Raw genomic sequence first — 16,575 nt, forward strand, 5'->3', positions numbered from 1 at the left:
GGACCCCGGCTCCACTACCTGGCTTCGTACGTCACACCTTTGCCACGACATTTTGCTGCCGCTAAGAATTGCTGTTGTCCCCGACGGAGATGCGAAGTCGCCTCCCGTCTTCGTCCTCCGTGAGGACTCCCGCGATTCGAAGAGGTACGCCTGTATGTCCGCGTCCAGCATTCCCGGCCGTCTCCGCCGCCTGAACAAGACCCAGAAGCTCTCCGCCGCCGGCATCTCCGCCGTCGCCGCCGCGGCACTCTCCTTGTCCCTGGTGCCCGGTCACGCCGCAGAGGCCGAGACCGAGCCCCAGGCACTCTCCGCCGCTCCGGTCGTCTTCGCGTCCGCCGCCGGCGCCCCGCAGGCGAAGACCATCCAGAACAGCATCATCGAGCAGCACTCCACCGCCGAGCAGCTGGTCAAGGCCGCCGACGCCGCGAAGGCCAAGAAGGCCGCCGCCGTGAAGGAGAAGGCCGAGGCCGTCGCCAAGGCGAAGAAGGCCAAGGCCAGGGCGCACGCCAAGGCGAAGGCCCACAAGGCCGCCGCCAAGCGCGGCCACCAGGCCGCCAGCCGCTCCGAGTCCCGTACCGCCGTCTACGGCAACAACCTGGACGGCTGGATCAAGGAGTCCCTGGCCATCATGAAGGCCAAGGGCATCCCGGGAACCTACGACGGCCTGCACCGCAACATCATCCGTGAGTCCAGCGGCAACCCGAGGGCCATCAACGACTGGGACGTCAACGCGGTCAACGGTGTCCCGTCGAAGGGTCTGCTCCAGATCATCAAGCCGACCTTCGACGCCTACCACGTCGGCGGTACCCCCCACGACCAGTACGACCCGGTCGCCAACATCACCGCGTCGGCCAACTACGCCGCCGACAAGTACGGCTCGATCGACAACGTCAACAGCGCGTACTGATCCGTACGGCACCTGACAGCGCCGAAGGGCGGCACCCCACGAGGGGTGCCGCCCTTCGGCGTCGTGCTGTCAGCGGTGGGAGCCGCGCTACTTGCGCATGACCTCGGGCTCGTGGCGGCGCAGCAGGCGCGCGACCGCGAAGCCGCAGATGATGCCGAGCACCAGCAGCACCGTGAGGTTGATCCCCCACTGGCTGACCGAGTGCTCCCAGAGCGGGTCCAGGTCCGTGGGGTTCTTCTGGTCCCACGGCGGCATGAGGTGGGCGAGGTCGAGCGTCGAGCCCGCTCCGGCGATCGCCCAGCGGGACGGCATCAGCCAGGCGAACTGCTCCAGGCCGGGCGATCCGTACACCTGGAAGAGGATGCCGGTGAAGACGACCTGGACGATGGCGAACATGACCAGCAGCGGCATGGTCTTCTCGGAGGTCTTCACCAGCGAGGAGATCACCAGGCCGAACATCATCGAGGTGAAGCCGAGCGCGATGATCGTCACGCAGAGCTCGATGGCCGGCGGCATGATCAGGCCCTCCGCGGGCAGATCGCGGGTGGCGAAGCCGATGCCGCAGATGATGACGCCCTGGATGGCCGTGATCACGCCGAGCACGATCACCTTGGACATCAGGTAGGCCGAGCGGGAGAGGCCGGTGGCCCGTTCCCGTTCGTAGATGACCCGTTCCTTGATCAGTTCTCGTACGGAGTTGGCCGCGGCCGAGAAGGTCATGCCGATCACCAGGATCAGCATGATCGTTCCGGCGTCGCCGTTGAACCGGGACGGCGGCTTCGGCGGGGCGAGGCCGAAGTCGGCGGGGATGACCACGCTGACGATGCCGAGCACCGCCGGCAGGATCACCATGAGACCCATGAAGCCCTTGTCGGACGCGATCACCGAGACGTAGCGGCGCATCAGCGTCCACAGCTGCGTCATCCAGCCCTGCGGCTTCGGCGGGCGCATCTGCTGGTGCGGCGGCATGTGCACGGGCTGCGCGGCGACGGCGTCGATGTCGGCGGCGTACATCTGGTAGTGCTGCGAACCGCGCCAGCGGCCCGCCCAGTCGTAGTCGCGGTAGTTCTCGAAGGCCGAGAAGACGTCGGCCCAGGTGCCGTAGCCGAAGAAGTTGAGCGCTTCCTCCGGCGGACCGAAGTAGGCGACGGCACCGCCCGGCGCCATCACCAGGAGCTTGTCGCAGATGGCCAGCTCGGCGACCGAGTGCGTGACGACCAGGACGGTACGGCCGTCGTCGGCCAGGCCGCGCAGCAGCTGCATGACATCGCGGTCCATGCCCGGGTCGAGGCCGGAGGTCGGCTCGTCCAGGAAGATCAGCGACGGCTTGGTCAGCAGCTCCAGGGCGACCGACACGCGCTTGCGCTGGCCGCCGGAGAGCGAGGTGACCTTCTTGTCCTTGTGGATGTCGAGCTTGAGCTCGGCCAGGACCTCCTGGATCCGGGCCTGGCGCTCGGCCTCCGTGGTGTCCGCGGGGAAGCGGAGCTTGGCGGCGTACTTGAGGGCGCGGGTGACGGTCAGTTCCTTGTGCAGGATGTCGTCCTGCGGGACCAGACCGATGCGCTGGCGCAGCTCGGCGAACTGCTTGTACAGGTTCCGGTTGTCGTAGAGGACGTCGCCCTGGTTGGCGGGCCGGTAGCCGGTGAGCGCCTTGAGCAGGGTGGACTTTCCGGAGCCGGACGGGCCGATGACGCCGATCAGCGACTTCTCCGGGACGCCGAAGGAGACGTCCTTGAGGATCTGCTTTCCGCCGTCGACCGTCACCGTGAGGTGGCGGGCGGCGAAGGAGACCTCACCGGTGTCGACGAACTCCTCGAGCCGGTCGCCGACCAGCCGGAAGGTCGAGTGGCCGACGCCGACGATGTCGTTCGGCCCGATGAGCGCGGTGCCGGACTTCGAGAGCGGCTGGCCGTTGACGTACGTACCGTTGTGGGATCCGAGGTCACGGATCTCGAAACGGCCGTCGGGCGTCGCGTGGAACTCGGCGTGGTGGCGCGAGACCTGCAGGTCGGAGACGACCAGCTCGTTCTCCAGCGCACGGCCGATGCGCATCACCCGGCCGAGGGCCAGCTGGTGGAACGTGGTCGGGCTCCGGTCGCCGTACACCGGTGGCGCCCCCGCCGCGCCGCCGGGGCCGCCGTGCGGTGCCGGTCCGTTGCCCTGCTGGTGCGGCACCTGGGGCCGCTGCTGCTGGGCCTGCGGCTGCTGCTGCCAGGCCTGCTGCTGCGCCGGCGGCTGGGCGGGCTGCTGCCAGCCCGGTCCGCCCTGCGGCTGCTGCTGCGGCGGGGTCTGCGGCTGCTGGACGGGGGCCTGGGCACCCGCTGCGGCCTGCCCGCTGTAGACGTCGGCACCGGCCGCGGCGCCGCTGAGACTCACCCGCGGCCCGTCGGTGGCGTTGCCGAGGTTCACCGTGGAGCCGGGCCCGATCTCCATCTGATGGATCCGCTGGCCCTGCACATAGGTGCCGTTGGTGCTGCCGTGGTCCTCGATGAACCAACTGTGGCCGCTCCAGCTGATCGTGGCATGCCGCCACGACACTCTGGCATCGTCGATCATCATGTCGCCCTGCGGATCACGTCCGAGGGTGTACGACCGGGACGGATCGAGCGTCCAGGTCCTGCCATTCAATTCCAGTACGAGTTCCGGCACTCCGCGCCCCACTAGTTGTCCCCCGAGTTACCCCCGTTGCAGGGAGTCTAGGGATGCTGAACATCGTGGGGAACTATTCCAGGAGCAGTCCCCGATACGAAAGCCGGGCGGCACGTTGACCGAACCGAGACCGCACCGTTGCGACCGTCCCGGCCCGAACCGCCACCTAACACCGCAGCTGGTCACAGGCCGGGTCAGACCGCAAGGATCGGGAGCATCGGGGACACCGGGCGGGCTGTCCGGTCCTCGGGACGGGCGGTCGGGGGCGCGCCGCGGACCGATACGGTGGGAACACCATGAGCGCATCGCAGCCCCCTCGGCCCTCCCTGTCTCCTGAGCCCCCTGAGGCACATCAGGGCATAGACACACCGACCCTTCTCGTGAAGATCTTCGGCAAGGACCGCCCCGGCATCACCGCCGGGCTCTTCGACACCCTCGCCGCCTACTCGGTCGACGTCGTCGACATCGAGCAGGTCGTCACCCGTGGCCGCATCGTCCTGTGCGCGCTGGTCACCTCCCCGACCGCGGGCGGCACCACGGAGGGCGACCTGCGGGCCACCGTGCACAGCTGGGCCGAGTCGCTGAGGCTGCAGGCCGAGATCATCTCCGGTACGGGCGACAACCGCCCGCGCGGCGACGGCCGTTCCCATGTGACGGTGCTCGGGCACCCGCTGACAGCGGAGTCGACCGCCGCCATAGCGGCCAGGATCACCTCGACCGGCGGGAACATCGACCGGATCTTCCGGCTGGCGAAGTACCCCGTCACGGCCGTCGAGTTCGCGGTGTCCGGCACCGGGACCGAGACGCTGCGCACCGCGCTGGCCATCGAGGCCGCCGGGATCGGGGTCGACGTGGCGGTCGTCTCGGCCGGGCTGAGCCGGCGGGCACAGCGCCTCGTCGTGATGGACGTCGACTCGACGCTCATCCAGGACGAGGTCATCGAGCTCTTCGCGGCCCACGCCGGCTGCGAGGCCGAGGTCGCCGCGGTGACCGAGCAGGCGATGCGCGGCGAACTCGACTTCGAGCAGTCGCTGCACGCCCGGGTGGCGCTGCTGGCCGGGCTCGACGTGTCGGTGGTGGAGAAGGTGCGCGCCGATGTGCGGCTGACGCCGGGGGCCCGCACCCTGATCCGTACGCTGAAGCGGCTCGGCTACCAAGTGGGCGTCGTCTCGGGCGGGTTCACCCAGGTGACGGACGATCTGAAGGAGCGGCTCGGGCTCGACTTCGCCTCTGCCAACACTCTGGAGGTCGTCGACGGGAAGCTCACCGGCCGGGTGACCGGGGACATCGTCGACCGGGCCGGCAAGGCCCGGCTGCTGCGCAGCTTCGCCGCGGAGGCCGGGGTGCCGCTGGCGCAGACGGTGGCGATCGGCGACGGGGCGAACGACCTGGACATGCTGAACACCGCGGGCCTCGGGGTCGCCTTCAACGCCAAGCCGGTGGTCCGCGAGGCCGCGCACACCGCGGTGAACGTGCCGTTCCTGGACACCGTGCTCTATCTGCTCGGCATCACCCGCGAGGAGGTCGAGGCCGCCGACGGTCTCGTCGAGTAGGGACGCGCGGCCCGCACGTGCACAGGGCCCGGGTGCGCACGCTTCGGCGTGCGCACCCGGGCCCTGTCGTGAGCCGGGGCGGGTCAGTCGTTCGGCGTCCAGTACTCGACGAGCTTGCCGACGCCGTGCTCCACGCTCTTCCAGGTGCCGGAGAACGCGACCACGGCGAACGCGGCGGTCGGGAAGCCGCCGCGGCTCATCCGGGCCAGGGCGTCGCCCTCGCCCGCGCCCGCGAGGGCGTCGGCGACGGCGTGCATGCCCGGGTTGTGGCCGATCACCAGCAGATCGCGGACCTCGTCGGGGGTCTCGTTGATCAGCGCGATCAGCTCGCCGAGCGAGGCGTCGTAGAGCCGCTCCTCGTACACGGTCCTGGGGCGCTCCGGCATCTCGTGCACGGCGAGCTTCCACGTCTCTCGCGTCCTGGCCGCGGTGGAACAGAGGGCCAGATCGAAGACGATCCCGGAATCGACGAGTTTGCGGCCTGCCACGGGGGCGTCCTTGCGGCCGCGCTCCGCGAGCGGCCGCTCATGGTCGGAGTCCTGCGACCATTCCGCCTTTGCATGCCTGAGAAGGACGATCCTGCGAGGTGTATCGACGCTCATACACCTCAGCTTCGCATGAAATGCGGCACCCGGCGCAGGGTGTTGGAGGGCTCCCCCGCACGGGTCACCGGACGTCAGCGGGTCAGCAGGTCCACGATTCGCTCGAGCAACCGGCCGACCGCGGGGTCGCCCGCGGCGGCGTGCGCCTGTCCCGGTCCGGCCATCAGCAGCAGGAGCGCGGCGAAGGCCACGGCGGGCAGTGCGACGGCCCACCAGGGCAGCCGGACCTCGACGGCGCCCGCGTCCGGGCGGGTGGACGGGGTGTGCGTACGGGCCGGCATGTCCGCCTCCGTGGGTGCTGGATTCCGATACCCAGAACCTACGGATCCCGGGGCGCCGGTCACATCCGGTGACCCACCCACTTCACCCTGACCCTGGCCCCCTAGGGGTTGGTGGGGCTAGCCCCACCCCCGCGCCGGGAGCCGTGCGTCACGGAGAGGCGATGGAGGCGATCACGCCGATGACGACCGTGATCAGCAACATGGCCCCGAAGACCATGAGCAGCTTCTTCTGACCGTTCTGGGGATTCGGATCGAGCACAGGAGACATGGCCACAGTCTCGCATCTCAGCATTCGTCCTCGATCGTCCGGTCCCGTCCGGCGAGGATGCCCGCCACCATCTGGGGCACCATCAGGGCCGCCATCAGGGCGATCGGCAGCCCCCAGCCGCCGCTGTGCTGGTAGAGCACGCCGACCAGGAGCGGGCCGGGGATCGAGATGAGGTATCCGGTGGACTGGGCGAACGCGGAGAGCCTGACCACGCCGGCGCCGCTGCGGGAGCGCATGCCGATCATGGTGAGGGCGAGCGGGAAGGCGCAGTTCGAGATGCCCAGGAGCAGCGCCCAGGCCCAGGCGCCGCCGGACGGGGCGAGGTAGAGGCCCGCGTAGCCGACGAGGCCGCAGGCGCCGAGGAAGACCACGATCGGGCCCTGGTTCTTCATCCGGGCGGCGACCCTGGGGATGACGAAGGCGAGCGGTACGCCCATGGCCATGGTGACGGCGAGCAGGACGCCCGCGGTGCCGGCCGAGACCCCGGCGTCGCGGAAGATCTGCGGCATCCATCCCATGGTGATGTAGGCGGCGGTGGCCTGGAGGCCGAAGAAGCAGGCGAGGCCCCAGGCGGTGCGGCTGCGGGTGATGCGGAGCGCGGGGGCCTCGGTCCGGTGGGCCGCGGGGTGGCCGGAGGCGCCGCCGCGCTCCCGTACCAGCGGGATCCAGGGCAGGATCGCGGCGGCGGCGAGCACGGCCCAGATGCCGAGGCCGGCCTTCCAGCTGCCGCCCATGGCGTTGGTCATGGGCACGGTCACGGCCGCGGCCAGCGAGGTGCCGAGCGCCAGGGCCATGGAGTAGAGGCCGGTCATGGAGCCGACGCGGTCCGGGAACCAGCGCTTGACGATCACCGGCATCAGGACGTTGCTGACGGCGATGCCCATCAGGGCCAGCGCGCTCGCGGCGAGGAAGCCGGCCGTCCCGCCGATGAGGGGCCTGATCACCAGCCCCGCGGTGATGGCGACCATGCCCGCGCAGACGACAGCGCCGGGTCCGAAGCGACGGGCCAGGCGTGGCGCCATGACGCCGAAGACCGCGAAGCAGAGCGGCGGTACGGAGGTGAGGACGCCGGCGACGCTGCCGCTCATGTGCAGCCCGTCGCGCACCTCTTCGAGGAGGGCGCCGAGGCTGGTGATGGCGGGGCGGAGGTTGAGCGCGGTGAGGACGAGCCCGACCACGACCAGGCGGAGCAGCCACGGGGCGGGGCCGGCTGCCGGGGCGGCGGTCTCCTGGGCGGAGAGGCCGGTGCGGGAGGCCGCCGGGGCGGCGGGGCTCAGCGTCCGGGTCGGGGCCGAGGGAGGGGTTTCGTCGTCACGCATGGGGCCATCATAGAATCATGGGATGATTGCTTGTCCAATTCTCTTGGTCCCCTGAGAAGATTCGGATACCTCCGCGAAACGGGGGGCGGCCGGCCGTCCTCCGTACACCCGAGCAAGGAGCACCATGGCGCTGACGTCCCCGCGGCGTTCGGCACTCGCCGACCAGGTGATTGCCCAGCTGAGGAACCAGATCACGTCGGGCGAGTGGCCCGTGGGCTCGCGCATCCCCACCGAGCCCGAGCTGGTCGAGCAGCTGGGGGTGGCCCGCAACACCGTCCGCGAGGCGGTGCGCGCCCTCGCGCACAACGGGCTGCTCGACATCCGGCAGGGCTCGGGCACCTATGTGGTGGCCACCAGTGAGCTGGCCGGGGTGATGCACCGCCGGTTCGCGTCCGCCGATCCGCGCCACATCGCCGAGCTGCGGTCGACCCTGGAGTCGTCGGCGGCCCGTCTGGCCGCCGCGCGGCGCACCGACCGCGACCTGAAGCAGCTGGACGCGCTCATGCGGCGCCGGGAGGAGACCTGGGCGGCCGGCGACGCCGAGGCTTTCGTCGCGGCGGACGCGACCCTGCATCTGGCCGTGGTCGCCGCCTCGCACAACGACGTGCTGACCGGCCTCTACGCCGACCTGGGTGATCTGCTGCGCGACTATCTGCGTGACGACGTCGGCCATGAGCTGCGGCCGGAGAACCACATGGACCACAGCCGGCTCGTCGAGGCGATCCGGGCCGGTGACGCGGAGACGGCGGCGGCCGAGGCGGCGAGCCACGCGCTGAGCTGCCTGGTGGACCGGGTCTAGCGGCGGTCCGGCCCCGGATCCAGGGCGCGTTCCGAAAGTAGCGCCGTCCGCCCGGAAGGCGGCGCCGCCGGGCGGACGGGACTTCCAGAGCACGCCCTAGGACTCCGCCTCGTCCTTCTTGCCCGTCTCCTCGTCGTGCGTCTCCCGCGCGTGGGTGACCCAGGCCGAGGAGACCTCTTTCCAGCAGCGGTCGTCCAGCCGCACGGTCCGCCCCGGGCCGACGGCGACCGGCTTGGAGTCCGCGTCGACGTCCCACCAGCGGGCGCATTCGGTGTGCAGCTGCACGCGGTCGGCGCTGGGGTACGGGTTGTGGCAGTAGGCGACGACCCGGGAGCCCTTCACCGCCGTACGGCATTCCGCGCCGGAGGGTTCCGGGTCGGACGCGGGAGGCGCGGCCGCGCCGACGGCTCCGACGTGCCCCGCCGCGTACAGACCGATGGGCACGAGCAGTCCGGCGACGGCGGTGGAGGCCGCCAGCAGGGAGCGGGTTCGGTGACGTGTGCCGCGCACAGCGATCTCCTCCCCTAGGGCCTGATCCGCCGGCCAGGCATCGGCCTGACCAGAAGTCCGGGTTCCTCCACATTCTGCGGTGGATCGACCAGCTTTTCGACCTGAGCGCCCGGAGCCCTGACGGGACAAGGAAAACGGCCGCGCACCGCCTCCGGAGAGGCGGTGCGCGGCCGGGGTGCGGGAGGGGGGTCAGGCCCCGATCATGTGCACGCCACCGTCGACGTGGATGATCTCGCCCGTCGTCTTCGGGAAGAAGTCCGAGAGCAGCGCGACGATGGCGCGGCCGGCCGGCTCCGGGTCGGCCATGTCCCACGCCAGCGGGGAGCGGGTGTCCCACACGCTGGCGAGCTCACCGAAGCCCGGGATGGACTTGGCGGCCATCGAGCCGAGCGGCCCGGCGGAGACCAGGTTGCAGCGCAGCCCGTCCTTGCCCAGGTCGCGGGCGAGGTAGCGGGAGGTGGCCTCCAGGGCGGCCTTGGTCGGGCCCATCCAGTCGTACTGCGGCCAGGCGAACTGCGCGTCGAAGGTGAGTCCGACGATCGAACCGCCCTCGCTCATCAGCGGCTTGCACGCCATGGCGAGCGACTTCAGCGAGAACGCCGAGACGTGCATCGCGGTGGCGACCGACTCGAAGGGGGTGTTGAGGAAGTTGCCGCCGAGCGCGTCCTGCGGCGCGAAGCCGATGGAGTGGACGACACCGTCGAGCGAACCCAGCTCCTCCTTCACCAGACCGGCGAGCCGGTCCAGGTGCTCGGCGTTGGTCACGTCCAGCTCGATGACCTTGGCCGGCTTGGGCAGCTTCCGGGCGATGCGCTCCGTCAGCGTGGGGCGCGGGAAGGCGGTCAGAATGATCTCCGCGCCCTGCTCCTGGGCCACCTTCGCGGCGTGGAACGCGATGGACGACTCCATCAGCACCCCGGTGATGAGGATGCGCTTGCCGTCGAGAATTCCGCTCATGGTGATCAGTGACCCATGCCCAATCCGCCGTCAACGGGGATGACGGCTCCAGTGATGTACGACGCGTCGTCGGAAGCGAGGAAGCGCACCGCGGCGGCGATCTCCTCGGGCTGCGCGTAACGCGCGAGCGGCACCTGGGCGACGATGCCCTTGCGCTGCTCCTCGGTGAGCACCTGCGTCATGTCGGTGTCGACGAAGCCGGGCGCGACGACGTTGAAAGTGATGTTCCGCGAGCCGAGCTCGCGCGCCAGGGACCTGGCGAAGCCGACCAGACCGGCCTTGGACGCGGCGTAGTTGGCCTGCCCCGCCGAGCCGAGGAGGCCGACGACGGAGGAGATGAGGACGACGCGGCCCTTCTTGGCGCGCAGCATGCCGCGATTGGCGCGCTTGACGACCCGGAAGGTGCCGGTGAGGTTGGTGTCGAGGACGGACGTGAAGTCCTCCTCGGACATCCGCATCAGCAACTGGTCCTTGGTGATACCGGCGTTGGCGACCAGCACCTCCACGTTGCCGTGCTTCTCCTCGATCTCCTTGTAGGCCTGCTCCACCTGCTCGGCATCGGTGATGTCGCAACGGACCGCGAGAACGCCGGCCTCGGTGAGCTCCGAGGGCGGCTCGCCGGAGCGGTAGGTGATCGCGACCTTGTCGCCGTTGGCGGCGAAGGCGCGGGCGATGGCGAGGCCGATGCCCCGGTTTCCTCCGGTGACGAGAACCGAGCGGCTCAACGGATCACCCTTTCGATAGCGGTCTGGTAACTCGAAAACCTATCGGTACCACCCGCTCCCCGAGGAATCGGCCCCTGACAGGGCCTTCCCCCGGGCACTGTGGGGTTCCTACAGTCACGCATCCGGCCGGGCCCGGCCGGGCGGGCCCCGCGGCGGCCCGGAATTGGGCCGCGACGCCGTTGCGGTCATGCTTCACTGCCTCGTAAACGATCCGAGGGTATGCGACGCAGAGGAGAGGCCGCCCGTGCCCCATGAGGTAGATCAGTCGTTCCTGGCACTCCCGTTGCGGCCCCTCGCCGACGCGGCGCTGGCCCGCGCGCGGGCGCTCGGGGCCGTGCACGCCGACTTCCGGTTCGAGCGGGTGCGCAGTGCCACCTGGCGGCTGCGGGACGCCCGGCCGGCCGGTTCGTCGGACACCACCGATCTCGGATACGCGGTGCGGGTGGTGCACGGCGGGGCGTGGGGGTTCGCCTCCGGGGTGGACCTGACGATGGACGCGGCGGCGAAGGTGGCCTCGCAGGCCGTCGCCATGGCGAAGCTGTCGGCGAAGGTGATCGCGGCGGCGGGGTCCGACGAGCGCGTGGAACTGGCGGACGAGCCGGTGCACGGGGAGCGGAGCTGGGTCTCTGCGTACGACATCGACCCCTTCGACGTACCGGCCGAGGAGAAGGCGGGGCTGCTCGCCGAGTGGAGCGGCCGGCTGCTGGGGGCTGAGGGCGTCGCGCATGTGGACGCCTCGCTGATGACCGTCCACGAGAACAAGTTCTACGCCGACACGGCGGGCACGGTCACCACGCAGCAGCGGGTGCGGCTGCATCCGCAGTTCACCGCGGTCGCCGTGGACGCGAAGTCCGGTGAGTTCGACTCGATGCGGACGATCGCACCGCCGGCCGGACGCGGCTGGGAGTACCTGACCGGGACCGGCTGGGACTGGGGCACGGAGCTGGACAGCATCCCCGGGCTGCTGGCCGAGAAGATGCGGGCGCCGAGCGTCGAGGCGGGGACGTACGACCTGGTCGTCGACCCGTCCAATCTCTGGCTGACCATCCACGAGTCGATCGGCCACGCCACCGAGCTCGACAGGGCGCTGGGGTACGAGGCGGCGTACGCCGGGACCTCGTTCGCCACCTTCGACCAGCTGGGCAAGCTGGCGTACGGCTCCCCGGTGATGAACGTGACGGGCGACCGCACCGCCGAGCACGGCCTCGCCACGATCGGGTACGACGACGAGGGTGTCGAGGCCCAGTCCTGGGACCTGGTCAAGGACGGGACGCTGGTGGGCTACCAGCTGGACCGGCGGATCGCGAAGCTGACGGGGCTCGGCCGCTCCAACGGCTGCGCCTACGCGGACTCCCCGGGCCATGTCCCCGTACAGCGCATGGCCAATGTGTCGTTGCAGCCGGATCCGGGCGGGCTCTCCACGGAGGATCTGATCGGCGGGGTGGAGCGCGGGATCTACGTGGTCGGCGACCGGTCCTGGTCCATTGATATGCAGCGGTACAACTTCCAGTTCACCGGGCAGCGGTTCTTCCGGATCGAGAACGGCCGGCTGGCCGGACAGCTGCGCGATGTCGCGTACCAGGCGACGACGACGGACTTCTGGGGCTCGATGGAGAAGGTGGGCGGCCCGCAGACGTACGTCCTGGGCGGCGCCTTCAACTGCGGCAAGGCCCAGCCGGGCCAGGTCGCGGCGGTCTCGCACGGCTGCCCCTCCGCCCTCTTCCGGGGCGTGAACATCCTCAACACGACGCAGGAGGCCGGACGATGAGCGGCGACCACGGAACCGGCCGGGGGTCCGGGGGGCGTCCCCCGGGCAGGCACAGTCTCAACACGACGCAGGAGGCCGGACGATGAGCCGCGTCAGCAAGCCGCACGAGATCGTCGAGCGGGCGCTCGAACTGTCCACCGCCGACGGCTGTGTGGTCATCGCCGACGAGGAGTCGTCGGCCAATCTGCGCTGGGCGGGCAACGCGCTGACCACGAACGGGGTGACCCGGGGCCGCACCCTGACCGTCATCGCCACGGTCGACGGTGCCGAGGGCGCCGCCTCCGGTGTGGTGTCCCGGTCCGCCGTGACCGCCGCCGATCTGGAGCCGCTGGTGCGGGCCGCAGAGGCCGCCGCGCGCGGAGCCGGTCCGGCCGAGGACGCGCAGCCGCTGGTCAGCGGGGTGCCGGACTCCCCCGACTTCACGGACGCGCCCGCGGAGACGGGTTCCGATGTCTACGCGGCGTTCGCGCCCGCGCTCGGCGACGCCTTCGCCCGGGCCCGGGCCGGCGGCCGTGAGCTGTACGGCTTCGCCAACCACGAGATGACGTCGACGTACCTGGGCACGTCGACGGGGCTGCGGCTGCGCCACGACCAGCCGAACGGCACCCTGGAGCTGAACGCCAAGTCGCCCGACCGGTCGCGCTCGGCGTGGGCGGGGCGTTCTACGCGTGACTTCAAGGACGTCGACCCGGCGGAGCTGGACGACGAACTCGCGCGGCGGCTGGTCTGGGCGGAGCGCCGGATCGAGCTGCCGGCCGGGCGGTACGAGACACTGCTGCCGCCGACCGCCGTCGCCGACCTGCTGATCTACCAGCTGTGGTCGGCGACCGCGCGGGACGCCGTCGAGGGCCGGACGGTGTTCTCCAAGCCGGGCGGCGGCACCCGGCTCGGCGACACGCTGTCCCCGCTTCCGCTGACACTGCGCAGCGACCCGCACGCTCCGGGCATCGAGTCCGCACCCTTCGTCATCGCGCACTCCTCCGGGGACGGCGGCTCGGTCTTCGACAACGGGCTGCCGCTCGGCCGGACCGACTGGATCAAGGACGGCCGTCTCGACCGGCTGACGACGACCCGGCACACCGCCGGCCTGACCGGGCTGCCGGTCGCCCCGGCGATCGACAACCTGGTGCTGGAGGGCGGTGGCGAGCGGTCCCTGGACGAGATGGTCGCGGCGACGACCGGCCGCGCACTGCTGCTGACCTGCATGTGGTACATCCGGGAGGTCGATCCGGCGACGCTGCTGCTGACCGGGCTGACCCGCGACGGGGTGTATCTCGTGGAGGACGGGGAGGTCGTCGGCGAGGTGAACAACTTCCGCTTCAACGAGTCCCCGGTGGACCTGCTGTCGCGGGCCACCGAGGCGGGGCGCACGGAGAAGACGCTGCCGCGCGAGTGGGGCGACTGGTTCACCCGGGCCGCGATGCCCGCGCTGCGCATCCCCGACTTCAACATGAGCTCGGTGAGCCCGGGCGTGTGACCGGCCTAGACTGACTGTTGCCTTTCGATCCACGTATCGGCACACCACGTATCGACACACATAGCTGCTGAGGAGACACGGAACCGTGACGGACATCGTCGACGAGCTGAAGTGGCGCGGGCTGTTCGCCCAGTCCACTGACGAGGACGCCCTGCGCAAGGCTCTCGCGGACGGTCCGGTCACGTTCTATTGCGGCTACGACCCGACCGCGGCGAGCCTGCACGTCGGCCATCTGGTGCAGGTGCTCACCATGCGCCGGCTCCAGCGGGCCGGTCTGCGGCCGCTCGCCCTGGTGGGCGGGGCCACCGGTCAGATCGGTGACCCGCGGCCGACCGCCGAGCGCACGCTGAACGACCCGGAGACCATCGCCGCCTGGGTGGCGCGGCTGCGCTCCCAGATCGAGCCGTTCCTGTCCTTCGAGGGCGAGAACGCGGCGGTCATGGTGAACAACCTGGACTGGACCGCGGGCATGTCCGCGATCGAGTTCCTGCGGGACATCGGCAAGCACTTCCGGGTCAACAAGATGCTCACCAAGGAGTCCATCGCCCGGCGGCTGGAGTCCGACGAGGGCATCAGCTACACCGAGTTCAGCTACCAGCTGCTCCAGAGCATGGACTTCCTGGAGCTGTACCGGCGGCACGGCTGCACCCTCCAGCAGGGCGGCAGCGACCAGTGGGGCAACCTCACCGCGGGCCTCGACCTGATCCACCGCCTGGAGCCGGGCGCCGAGGTGCACGCGCTGGCGACCCCGCTGATGACGAAGGCGGACGGCACCAAGTTCGGCAAGTCCGAGAGCGGCGCCGTCTGGCTCGACCCGGAGATGACCACGCCGTACGCGTTCTACCAGTTCTGGCTGAACGTGGACGACCGGGACATCTCGCGCTACATGCGCATCCTCAGCTTCCTGAGCATCGACGAGCTGACGGAGCTGGAGAAGGTCACCGAGGAGCGGCCGCAGGCGAGGGCCGCTCAGCGCGCGCTGGCCGAGGAGCTGACGACGCTGGTGCACGGCGCGGACCAGTGCGCCGCGGTCATCGCCGCGTCGAAGGCACTGTTCGGCCAGGGCGAGCTCGGCGAACTCGACGAGGCGACTCTGGGCGCCGCGCTGTCCGAGGTGCCGCACGCGCGGGTCGCCGAGCTCGGTCCGCTGGTCGACCTGCTGGTGGAGGTCGGTCTGGCGCCGAGCAAGTCGGGTGCCCGGCGCACGGTCAAGGAGGGCGGCGCCTACGTGAACAACGTGAAGGCCGTCGACGGCGAGGCGGCCCCGGCCCGTGAGGAGCTGCTGCACGGGCGCTGGCTGGTGCTGCGCCGGGGCAAGAAGAACCTCGCGGCGATCGAGGTCGCGGCCGGCTGAGCCGCACCCCGTAGGGGGCGTCACCACAGCACTGCGGCCGGACACGCGCGATGCGTGTCCGGCCGCGGTGCTGCGCCCGTTCGGCGGGCCCGGTGGTTCAGGTTTTCTGCCGACTGCCGCGGATGGAGGCCCACAGCATGTCGCCGACACCGACCACCACCACGGCTCCGATCAGCTGGAGCACATGACGTGTCCAGTCGATGCCCTTGGTGTCGTTGACACCGATCCAGGTGGCGACAGCATTGCCGAGGATGCTGCCGATGATGCCGAAAATGGTCGTCAGCCAGAGTGGGATCTCCTGTTTGCCCGGCAGGATCGCCTTCGCGATCAGACCGAGCACCAGGCCCACGATGATTGCCCACAACCAGCTCATGCCGCCTCCTCGTGCGACGCGGTGTCGCGCATGTCCGCCCAGTCTCGGTCCTGGTGCGGTACGCCGCATGTCGGACAGGTCCGTACGTGCGACGGGGTGGCGCGGTGTACGTACACCGCGCGCCCCGGTCTCGAACCCGGGGGTGGCCCGGCGTACCGTGGGATCCGGTGCTCGGGGAAGGAGGGTGGAGGCGTGTTGCGGAAGCAGGGCGGTGCGGAGGTCTTCCGGATCACGGGGGCCCGGCAGGGACTCGCGGACGATGTCCGCGGCAGGCAGCGACGCTATGTGATCTCGATGTCCGTGCGCACGGTTTCGGTCGTCGCGGCGGCATCGCTGTGGAACGTGGAGCGCCATGTGGCGATCGTGGCGCTGGCGCTGGGGGTTCTGCTCCCGTACGTCGCCGTCGTCATCGCCAACGCGGGCCGGGAGAACACCCCTTCGCTGCCCTCCACCTTCGTGCCGGCGCCGACGCGGCCGGCTCTGGCGGCCGCTCCGGCGGAGCCCGTTCCGGATGCCGAACCTGTCTTCCGGACTCCGGATCCGCAGGAGCACGGCTGAGCCCACGGCGGGCCCAAGCTCAAGAAAAGCTCAGATCAATCATGAAGTTCCAGTGCACTGCACCCCGGTCTGCGTGACATACTTCGTGAGCGCTCCGCATCCCCCGTCGGAGCGACGGACCGACGCCGGGCAGCTCCCCCCGTGGCTGCTCGGCGTCGCCTTTTCTCCGGCGGGGATGCCCGCAGCATGTGCCGGGCGGCACAGCCCTTAGGGTTGAGTGCGTGAGCTCCCCCGATGGCACACCCGCTCCCGGCCCCGCCGCCCCCGTCTGTTCGGCCAAGGGCTGCCGTGCCGACGCCGTGTGGGTGCTGGCCTGGAACAACCCGAAGCTGCACACCCCCGAGCGTCGCAAGACCTGGCTGGCCTGTGACGAGCACCGGGAGCATCTGTCGTCGTTCCTCGGGATGCGGGGCTTCCTGAAGGACGTGGTGACGCTGGCGGAGTGGGAGTCGCAGGACTCGCCGCCCGCGTAGCC

17 protein-coding genes are annotated in these 16,575 nt (G+C 70.5%); 8 read left to right on the forward strand and 9 right to left on the reverse strand.

Translation table 11 applies throughout. The features are described 5' to 3' along the window. The first annotated feature begins 154 nt into the window (after positions 1-154). A complete protein-coding gene (locus OG408_RS09100) occupies positions 155-907 on the forward strand; it encodes a transglycosylase SLT domain-containing protein (protein ID WP_266777124.1) in 753 nt (250 codons plus the stop codon). A gap of 87 nt (positions 908-994) precedes the next feature. On the opposite strand, the gene OG408_RS09105 is transcribed toward OG408_RS09100, so the two are convergent. Next, positions 995-3,568: an ABC transporter ATP-binding protein/permease gene (locus tag OG408_RS09105; RefSeq protein WP_266777125.1), complete on the reverse strand. Its 2,574-nt coding sequence runs from the start codon at positions 3,566-3,568 to the stop codon at positions 995-997. Between the two features lie 284 nt (positions 3,569-3,852). Here OG408_RS09105 and serB point away from each other — a divergent pair, with 284 nt between their 5' ends. After that, entirely contained in the window at positions 3,853-5,109 is a 1,257-nt protein-coding gene (serB, locus tag OG408_RS09110; RefSeq protein ID WP_266777126.1) for a phosphoserine phosphatase SerB, read from the forward strand. Positions 5,110-5,192: 83 nt separating this feature from the next. Here the strand turns inward: serB and OG408_RS09115 are convergent, their stop codons facing one another. The 4 genes from OG408_RS09115 to OG408_RS09130 form a co-directional block, all read right to left on the reverse strand. Then, the gene (locus OG408_RS09115) at positions 5,193-5,711 is read right to left on the reverse strand and encodes a SixA phosphatase family protein (RefSeq protein WP_266777127.1); all 519 of its coding nucleotides are present in this window, start codon (positions 5,709-5,711) and stop codon (positions 5,193-5,195) included. 74 nt (positions 5,712-5,785) lie between these two features. Continuing rightward, positions 5,786-5,992 carry a hypothetical protein gene (locus OG408_RS09120; protein WP_266777128.1) on the reverse strand — a complete coding sequence of 69 codons (207 nt, stop codon included), beginning with the start codon at positions 5,990-5,992 and terminating at the stop codon, positions 5,786-5,788. Between the two features lie 148 nt (positions 5,993-6,140). Continuing rightward, positions 6,141-6,251: an SGM_5486 family transporter-associated protein gene (locus OG408_RS09125; RefSeq protein WP_266786054.1), complete on the reverse strand. Its 111-nt coding sequence runs from the start codon at positions 6,249-6,251 to the stop codon at positions 6,141-6,143. 26 nt (positions 6,252-6,277) lie between these two features. Then, the gene (locus OG408_RS09130; RefSeq protein ID WP_266777129.1) at positions 6,278-7,579 is read right to left on the reverse strand and encodes a CynX/NimT family MFS transporter; all 1,302 of its coding nucleotides are present in this window, start codon (positions 7,577-7,579) and stop codon (positions 6,278-6,280) included. Positions 7,580-7,703: 124 nt separating this feature from the next. Here OG408_RS09130 and OG408_RS09135 point away from each other — a divergent pair, with 124 nt between their 5' ends. Further along, entirely contained in the window at positions 7,704-8,378 is a 675-nt protein-coding gene (locus OG408_RS09135) for a FadR/GntR family transcriptional regulator (protein WP_285568682.1), read from the forward strand. Positions 8,379-8,474: 96 nt separating this feature from the next. Here the strand turns inward: OG408_RS09135 and OG408_RS09140 are convergent, their stop codons facing one another. The 3 genes from OG408_RS09140 to fabG form a co-directional block, all read right to left on the reverse strand. Then, a complete protein-coding gene (locus tag OG408_RS09140) occupies positions 8,475-8,888 on the reverse strand; it encodes a hypothetical protein (protein ID WP_326669284.1) in 414 nt (137 codons plus the stop codon). 189 nt (positions 8,889-9,077) lie between these two features. Then, positions 9,078-9,845: an enoyl-ACP reductase FabI gene (gene fabI, locus OG408_RS09145; protein ID WP_266777132.1), complete on the reverse strand. Its 768-nt coding sequence runs from the start codon at positions 9,843-9,845 to the stop codon at positions 9,078-9,080. Between the two features lie 5 nt (positions 9,846-9,850). Beyond that, positions 9,851-10,570, reverse strand: coding sequence for a 3-oxoacyl-[acyl-carrier-protein] reductase (fabG, locus tag OG408_RS09150; protein WP_266777133.1), 720 nt, complete (start codon positions 10,568-10,570; stop codon positions 9,851-9,853). A gap of 244 nt (positions 10,571-10,814) precedes the next feature. On the opposite strand from fabG, the gene OG408_RS09155 reads away from it, so the two are divergent. The 3 genes from OG408_RS09155 to tyrS all read left to right on the forward strand — a co-directional run bounded on the left by OG408_RS09155 (position 10,815) and on the right by tyrS (position 15,169). After that, positions 10,815-12,338 carry a TldD/PmbA family protein gene (locus OG408_RS09155; protein ID WP_266777134.1) on the forward strand — a complete coding sequence of 508 codons (1,524 nt, stop codon included), beginning with the start codon at positions 10,815-10,817 and terminating at the stop codon, positions 12,336-12,338. A gap of 82 nt (positions 12,339-12,420) precedes the next feature. Beyond that, on the forward strand, positions 12,421-13,815 hold the full coding sequence (locus OG408_RS09160) for a metallopeptidase TldD-related protein (RefSeq protein WP_266777135.1): 1,395 nt from the start codon (positions 12,421-12,423) through the stop codon (positions 13,813-13,815). Between the two features lie 85 nt (positions 13,816-13,900). Next, positions 13,901-15,169, forward strand: a complete 1,269-nt coding sequence (gene tyrS, locus OG408_RS09165) for a tyrosine--tRNA ligase (protein ID WP_326669288.1) — start codon at positions 13,901-13,903, stop codon at positions 15,167-15,169. Between the two features lie 97 nt (positions 15,170-15,266). Here the strand turns inward: tyrS and OG408_RS09170 are convergent, their stop codons facing one another. Beyond that, on the reverse strand, positions 15,267-15,542 hold the full coding sequence (locus OG408_RS09170) for a GlsB/YeaQ/YmgE family stress response membrane protein (RefSeq protein WP_266777138.1): 276 nt from the start codon (positions 15,540-15,542) through the stop codon (positions 15,267-15,269). A gap of 192 nt (positions 15,543-15,734) precedes the next feature. Between OG408_RS09170 and OG408_RS09175 the strand changes: the two genes are divergently transcribed. Both OG408_RS09175 and OG408_RS09180 read left to right on the forward strand, forming a co-directional pair. Beyond that, a complete protein-coding gene (locus tag OG408_RS09175; protein WP_266777140.1) occupies positions 15,735-16,100 on the forward strand; it encodes a DUF3099 domain-containing protein in 366 nt (121 codons plus the stop codon). A gap of 221 nt (positions 16,101-16,321) precedes the next feature. Beyond that, a complete protein-coding gene (locus OG408_RS09180) occupies positions 16,322-16,573 on the forward strand; it encodes a hypothetical protein (protein ID WP_326669290.1) in 252 nt (83 codons plus the stop codon). Positions 16,574-16,575 lie beyond the last annotated feature (2 nt).

The sequence above is a fragment of the Streptomyces sp. NBC_01257 genome (genome assembly GCF_035917255.1).
Lineage (GTDB): Bacteria > Actinomycetota > Actinomycetes > Streptomycetales > Streptomycetaceae > Streptomyces.